We start from the raw sequence: 5,460 nt of genomic DNA on the forward strand, positions 1-5,460 counted from the left end.
CGGCGGAAGATGTTTCTGGCGGGCGAACCCGCAACGGCTTTGGCATGGGAGTCTCCGAACAAAGCCGCCCTAGAATGAGAGATAACGTGCTGCGTCACTGTCTCGTGGAGTGTAGGCGCGTAGGGAATGCAAGGAGCACGTAGCGCAGTAGCCACAATGTACAAGGGGGCACATGAGGATTCCGGGCATCGTGCGACGCAACAATCGGAGCGCGCAGGAAGTTTCTGGAGTGCACCACGCCCAAGCAAGTGCCGCCAGCGCGGTGTCCACAGCCGCTCCCGCAGGCAACGGTCACACCGGCTTCTACAAGGCGGCAGCCTCGTTGGTTTGTGCGAGTTTTGGCTTCAGCTGCTGGGGGCCGTTTGGGAAGTATCGGCCTGGCCCAAACAGCGTATTCATGACGCTCGACGTGTCGACTGTCTGAGGCGAGCGGCGATCGCGCTAGCCCGACTGCGAGAACGCGCCAGCCTGTCGGCACCTGAGTCGCGCGGCGGTGAGGCGCCAACGCGAGCCCTCAGTGCGCCTGAGCAATGGCAGCTGGCGGCGAGTGGCGCGACGTGGTCAGCGCGCAGTGCTGCTTCGCGCGCGCCGCGGCGCTCGTCGTGGACGCGTGGCATCGAGCGCTTCGAGGTGCTGGAGATTTCGCGTCCACCGGACGTGCGCCGTGAGCGGCCGCCCGCCCTTCGGCCTCCGCACCATGCCCTCAATCAATCCTCGAAGCCATCCGCAAAAATCCGCGCAGGCAGCAGTTCGTAAGCGCCGATATCGCAGACCGCCTGGCCATCGCCGTTGCCGTCCTGCGGCCGGCTGGAGCCACGCGCGTCATCGGCGAGGCACAACGCAGTTGCGCCCGCATCGACCACCGGCGAACTGCTGGCATAGCGGATCACCGGCATGGTGTCGGCGATGTTCACTTCGCCATTGACCAGGCCAGGCACCACGCTGGCGCCCGGGATCAGGTTGCCGCAGCTGTTGTCGGTGACGATCGTGCCCTGCGCCGGCTGCGCAGAGGCAACCAGGAAACAGCTGATACCGCTGCCCGTGCGAGCACCGAACACGCTGTTGTGGATCTCGCGCAGATCGCTGTTGTCCGTGCCGCTCAAATGCGCCACCACGCCGGAATTGCCCTGGAAGCTCAGGTGTCGCGCCGACAAGCGGATCGCCTGCATCTGCACGGCCCCGGAATCCGTGCTGAAAGCGCCCGTGGCTACGTTGCCTTCGAAGCTGAGGTTGTTGAAGGTGGCGTCCGACACCTGGTTTTCATTGGTGCGCAGAAACATGGCGCCACCGGACTGCGACTCGTTGCGTCCGAAGAAGCTGCGATCGATTCGGATAGTGCAGCTGCTGAAGCAATCCGCCGACAGCGCGCCGCCGAAACTGCCGCCCGCGACGACGCCGCGCGCGAGATTCTCGACGAACACGGAATCGCTCATCAGCACGCTGGAGTACGCCGAAACAGCACCGCCCACCGCGCGATTGCCGCCGGCCTGGTTCTGTTCGAAACGCGAGTTCTGCAGATTCAGGGCTGCGCCGTAGATGGCCCCGCCGGTCGCCACCGCGAAGCTGCCGGTGCCGGTCGTCAGGCTGAAGTTGCCGAAGAAGACCGAGTCGATCGCGGTGACGATCGAGCCGTTCCAGTACACCGCGCCGCCACGGGTGATGCCCGCCTGCACCGCTCCGCAGCTGACCATGGTCATCTGCTCAAGCAGCAGGGTCGCGGTGTTGGTAACCGCACCGCCATCGACGCAGCCACCGCCTTGGCCGGTGTTCTCGGCACGCCCGCTGCGCAGGCTGAAGCCGCGCAGCGTCAGGCTCTGCACCTGGCTCGATGCGATCAGCAGACGGAACGACGCGGTCGGATTGATCGGCTCCACCGAAATGCCGGGCGCGGCGCTGGCGTCGATCACCACGCTTTGCTTGTTGAGGGTGGGCAGCGGCTGCAGCAGTTCGATGATGTGCTGCGCCAGCGCCGGCGCGAATTCGATCCGATGCGCGTTGCCGGGGGTCAGATTGACCAGGGCGATCTGGTCGCGCAGGCTGCCAGGCCCGCTATCGTCGCTGGACGTGACGATATAGGTGTCGGCCTGCGCCATCGGCGCAGCACACAGCAGGGCGAGCAGGATCAGTCGTGCAGTCATCGGGGCCATCCACCAGGGCAGTACCGGGTTTACGCGGCGATGGGGCGAAACCAGACATCCGCGCGCAGCCGTTGCGAGGTTCGGGTGAGCACCGCGATCTGTCGGCGTTCTGACCGGCGATATTGCTGAGCCCAGCGGCGCGCGCGGCCGATCGCTGCGGCCCACCTGTGCTAGAAACTTTCACCCGTTAACCGACTTCGAGGCAATTCGATGTTCAAGAACCTGATTCCGAAAATCTTCTACAGCCGTCTTGACGAAGGGCTGGAGTTCTTCGTCGATGTGCTGGGCTTCGAGCAGGTCTGGCGCGACGGCACCCTGGCCGTGGTGGAGCGAGACGGCGCCAAGGCCTATCTGATGGAGAACGCTGAGCTGGCCGCGCTGGATCGACCCGAGCTGGCGATCGAGACCGACGATATCGACGCCGTCCACGCCGAACTCGCCGCACGCGCGCCAGAGCGCCTGCACCCCAACCTGCCGAACGTGCAGCTGCGACCCTGGGGTGCACGCGAGTTCGCCATGCTCGACAAGACCACCGTCTGCGTGGTGTTCCGCGAGTGGTCTGACGAGGAGTGAGCGACATCGCCAGCCGCTGCGCGGCTGACCCACAGAGTTGGCGAAAGAGACGGTCTGCGCGGCTGGAGCAGTCCGCTATCAGCAATCGCTGGACACGTGACCCGCTGCCTTGTCGTTCCCGACTTGCAGGCATTGGCTGCAAGGGGCACGGGCCGGTCTGTTCTGGGCCACCGATGGGTCATCCAGCGAACATCACCCGCCCTGAGCGGAATCCACCCAAGGTGTTTCAAACGTCGCCATGAAGAACCCTTCCGCAGCTGCGCTTGTACGAGAGTTCTGGCGCCTGATGGCGACCAACGATTTCCAGGCCGTTGCCGCCGTCCTGTCCGACGACTTCGTACTCGATTGGCCGCAGTCGAACGAGCGCATCCGTGGCGCAGCGCGGTTTTGTCAAATGAACCAGGAATATCCGGCGCACGGCCACTGGACATTCACCATCCGTCGCCTGGTGGGTGCTGAGCTCGAAGCGGTTTCCGAAGTCAGCGTGACTGATGGCGTGCAGTCCGCGCGCGCCATCTCGTTCTTCACCGTCGCGGGTGGAAAGATCGTGCGGATTGTCGAGTACTGGCCCGAGCCGTATGCGCCGCAGGCGAACCGGGCGCATCTGGTCGAGACGCTGGATTGAGGATACGTTGCGACGAGGCGGGTCTCAGGCGCCGAGCCCTGCCCCCGGAGCCTCGAACAGCCAGCCATGCTCGAAGCACGAACTCGATGTGCAGCTCCGAGGTTCGGGAGTATTCCAGACGCATCGGGACGCAGAGCGTTCGAGCTTCGAACACACAGCGGACCCAGTTCACCTGCAAGGCGTGGATGGCGCGCCCGCGCCGCACTCAGTCGTCGGCGCGCTACCACCTGGACCCACATGCACTACGCCACCTTCGTACTTTCAACCGGACGCTGCGGAACCCAGTGGCTAGCCACGGCGCTGGCCGAGGCCTATGCGGATCAACTGGCGGTCGAGCACGAGCCGCTGCATTCGCGATACCAGCCGCGCAAGGCGCTGGAGCACGCAAGCTCGGCCGGCGCTGCCGCACAGCTGCCTGCGGAGGTGCTGCGGCACATGGATGCGATCGAAGCGCGGCTGCAAACGCAGGCCTACATCGAGTGCGGACATCCGAGCTGGAGCACGATTCCGCGCTTGATCGAGCGCTTCCGCGGGCGCGTGCGAGTGATCCATCTGGTGCGGCATCCGGTGCCGACCAGCTGCTCATGGCTGACCCATCAGGCCTACCAGCCGCCGCTGCTGCCGCATCTGCCCGAGAAGATCCTGTTGTCGCCGTTCGACGCCGGCGTTCGCTTCCCCGACTACCGCGAGCGCTGGCATGCGCTGACGCCGTTCGAGAAGTGCGTGTACTACTGGACCGAGGTCAATGCCTTTGGTCTGGATCTGCAGCCGAGCGTCGATCTGCCCTGGCTGCAGTTGCGGTACGAAGACCTGTTCCATGGCGAGGGTCTCGGGCGGCTGCTTGAGTTCCTGCATCTGCCACCGCACGCGGCGATCCTGCAGCGGCGCGCCGAGGTGATCGACATTCATCACTCCTACCTTGCGACGGCCGAAGCGTGGCGGACGATCCTCGATCATCCGCACGCGCTCGCGATTGCGCAGCAGCTCGGCTACAGCGTGGATGCGATCGATGATGCCGCGCTTGCAGGCCGATATTTGTGGAGCCATCCGCGCAGCGCAGGATGACGCGGCGCTGCGTTGATGCCAAAGAATTCGCTCGCGCCGAAGCCGTCACCACGTGAGTTTCGGGCCGGGCGAGCTCGCCTTCGCGCACGCTGAAAAATGCGCCGCCGCAGCTCGCGCCAAGCGGTCGACCAGCGCGGCATCGGCCCCGCCAGGGGGCGTGTGATCCACATGCTGGAGTTCCTGATCAAGGTCACGGCCGGACCGCCGCTTGCGGGTCTCGGTGACGCGCGCGGACACCGCTGATGATGCCATCGGCGGCAGGCGCAGAGCTGTGCGAACTCCGTCGACCGATCCAACCTCCGGCGAGGATGGTGCGGCAATGCGCCGACTGTTCCACAGGCCTAGGGCACGCGCACCACGGCGCCGTGGAGGTTCGACATTGCTCGAGGCAGCTCGACTCGAATGCGTCGCCAAGGCTTCGTATCGCTGGCGATGACCAACACGCCGTGATCCGGAAAGCGGCAGCGTCCCCAAACCCAGGACTTTGTCGCCGAGTGCTGCACGCGCAGGCGAAACGGCCCGTCCGCCGCAAGCACCTGCTGGTGCTGGGAATCGAAGCCGCCGCTTGAAGGCTCATCACCCACAAAGAAGGCGACCCGCTCGCCCGCTCGCGCCTCACCCTGGATTTCGAACAGAGGGATCGGGCACTTCGCGTGTGCGCCAGTGATCGAGGCCAAGCACAGCAGCAACGCCACCCGTGCTCGCAGCGTCGGCACCCGCGGAAGGGCGCCACCCGCGACGCCAAACAGTGGGAGCGGATCAACGGTCCTGCATATGAAACCGCGCTTCGATCGCATCGGCGCCCTCCTTTGATCGGGTCGATCACAGGGTGCAATGGTGCAGCAGCTGTCCCGCGCTTGCGGGCAGCCGCAGTGCTTTTCGAGAAGTGCCTGCAAGGCATCGCGTCTGCTTGAGCGCCGTGCGGCCGCCACGCCTATTGACCCGGCGGCATTTATCCATCAAGCCGCGTACTTGACCTTTGGGTCCTGAAAGTAGGCCCGCACGACCTCCGGCCGCTGTTCGAGTTCTTTCATGTGGTTCTCTGTGGCCAGCGTGAGC

4 protein-coding genes are annotated in these 5,460 nt (G+C 65.2%); 3 read left to right on the plus strand and 1 reads right to left on the minus strand.

Annotated elements, in window-relative coordinates; translation table 11 throughout:
- Positions 1-707 precede the first annotated feature (707 nt).
- Positions 708-2,138, minus strand: a complete 1,431-nt coding sequence (locus tag ACIQ7H_RS21615; RefSeq protein ID WP_395795467.1) for a choice-of-anchor Q domain-containing protein — start codon at positions 2,136-2,138, stop codon at positions 708-710.
- Positions 2,139-2,348: 210 nt separating this feature from the next.
- Between ACIQ7H_RS21615 and ACIQ7H_RS21620 the strand changes: the two genes are divergently transcribed.
- The 3 genes from ACIQ7H_RS21620 (at position 2,349) to ACIQ7H_RS21630 (ending at position 4,401) form a co-directional block, all read left to right on the plus strand.
- On the plus strand, positions 2,349-2,711 hold the full coding sequence (locus ACIQ7H_RS21620; protein ID WP_395795469.1) for a VOC family protein: 363 nt from the start codon (positions 2,349-2,351) through the stop codon (positions 2,709-2,711).
- Between the two features lie 238 nt (positions 2,712-2,949).
- Positions 2,950-3,336 (plus strand): nuclear transport factor 2 family protein, encoded by a 387-nt coding sequence (locus tag ACIQ7H_RS21625; RefSeq protein ID WP_395795471.1) that lies wholly within the window; start codon positions 2,950-2,952, stop codon positions 3,334-3,336.
- A 237-nt stretch (positions 3,337-3,573) separates the two neighbouring features.
- Positions 3,574-4,401, plus strand: a complete 828-nt coding sequence (locus ACIQ7H_RS21630) for a hypothetical protein (RefSeq protein ID WP_395795473.1) — start codon at positions 3,574-3,576, stop codon at positions 4,399-4,401.
- Positions 4,402-5,460 lie beyond the last annotated feature (1,059 nt).

The sequence above is a fragment of the Aquimonas sp. genome, from assembly GCF_044377145.1.
Taxonomy (GTDB): Bacteria; Pseudomonadota; Gammaproteobacteria; order Xanthomonadales; family Xanthomonadaceae; genus Aquimonas.